The sequence below is a fragment of the Streptococcus oralis genome (assembly GCF_001579025.1).
In the GTDB taxonomy this organism is placed as follows: Bacteria; Bacillota; Bacilli; order Lactobacillales; family Streptococcaceae; genus Streptococcus; species Streptococcus oralis_X.
In genome coordinates this window covers 474657-476345 of record NZ_KQ970235.1, presented here as the reverse complement: position 1 = coordinate 476345, position 1689 = coordinate 474657, and the positions used below count along the sequence as shown (strand labels likewise).

The 1689-nt window shown below is 44.3% G+C and carries 2 protein-coding genes; both read right to left on the bottom strand.

Annotated elements, in window-relative coordinates; genetic code table 11:
* A partial coding sequence (locus SORDD27_RS02175) for a fructose-specific PTS transporter subunit EIIC (RefSeq protein ID WP_081103328.1) occupies positions 1 to 1445 on the bottom strand: 1445 nt, incomplete at its 3' end.
* On the bottom strand, positions 1442 to 1689 hold a 248-nt coding region (locus SORDD27_RS09585), incomplete at its 5' end, for a PfkB family carbohydrate kinase (protein ID WP_231069264.1). The genes SORDD27_RS09585 and SORDD27_RS02175, both read right to left, overlap by 4 nt.

The window sequence follows — 1689 nt, the reverse complement described above, 5'->3', positions numbered from 1 at the left end:
ACCTCCCCAAGACCGCCTAGGAAGTTATTCATAGCAGTGTTGATTTCTGCCATTGGGATGTTGACAGCTAACATAACAAATCCAGTCAAGATTGTTCCAAGAAGTGGCAAGAGAAGGATTGACTTAGCCCCTTCAAGTGAACGAGGAACTTTTACGTATTTCTTGATAGCAAGAACCAAGGCACCTGCGATAAATCCACCAACAAGGGCACCTAGGAAACCAGAAGAGACACCTGCAAGAGTTGAAGTTGCTTCACCACCTGCGGCATAAGGAATTTTACCAAAGGCAAAACCTTCTTTGGCAATAGCACCAGCCACAAAGCCAGCTACCAAACCTGGTTTTTCAGCAATAGAGTAGGCCACATAACCTGCAAAGACTGGAAGCATCAAGCCAAAGGCTGCACCACCGATTTTCATGAACATAGAAGCTAGCTCATGGTAGGATCCGAGATTGCCAAGACTATCTTGTGGCACACCAAAAGCTCCGTCGATTAAGAAGGCAAGGGCAATCATGATACCACCACCAATAACGAATGGCAACATTTGGGATACACCACTCATCAAGTGTTTGTAGAAGGCACCACCGATACTTTGTTTTTCATTAGATGCCGTTGCAGCTTTTGCTCCATTAGCAGCACGATAAACTTCAGCATCTCCTGAAAGAGCCAAGTTGATCAATTCTTCAGTCTTACGGATACCGTCTGCAACTGGACGGTTAACCAAAGGTTTTCCATCAAAGCGGTCCATCTCAACAGCCTTGTCTGCTGCGATGATAACAGCTTTAGCCTTGCGGATGTCCTCTGCAGTCAATTGGTTCCCAACACCGCTAGCTCCGTTTGTTTCAACCTTGATCCCAACACCCATTTCGGCAGCTACTTTTTGAAGAGCTTCTTGGGCCATGTATGTGTGGGCAATACCTGTCGTACAAGCTGTAACAGCTACGATAAAGTCGCCAGATTCATTGGCAGGTGCTTGAACAGGCTCCTCAGCTTTTTCTGAAGCTTGGTTAAATAGTTCGATAACTTGATCTGCAGATGTTACTTGACGAAGTTTGTCAGCAAAACCGTCTTTCATCAAGTATTGAGACAATTCTGCCAAGGCAGCCAAGTGAGTATCATTAGCACCTTCTGGAGCTGCAATCATGAAGAAGAGGTCTGTTGGTTGCCCATCCAAGCTTTCATAGTCAACACCCTTGTTTGACTTAGCAAAGAGAACCGTTGCTTCTTTGACAGCAGAGTTCTTGCTGTGTGGCATAGCAATTCCGTCACCCAAACCAGTGGAAGTTAGAGCTTCACGTGCTAAAATTCCTTCTTTAAAGGTTTCAAAATCTGTCACATAGCCATGCTCTACTAGACTATTAATCATTTCTTCAATAACTGCTGTTTTTTCAGTTGCCTGCAAATCCAGCAACATAACATCTTTTCTCAATAGGTCTTGAATTTTCATCGTTTTTCTACCTCAACTTTTTCATATGTTTCTTTAATAAAGTCCGCTGTTGCCAAGTCATCTGAGAAGGTGGTTGCTGTTCCACAAGCCACTCCCCATTTGAAGGCTTCTATTGCGTCTTTTGATTTGACAAATTCACCTGTAAATCCAGCCACCATAGAGTCACCAGCTCCCACTGAGTTTTTGACTGTTCCCTTGATAGGTTTTGCGAAGTAAGCTCCCTCAGATGTGACAAGAAGGGCCC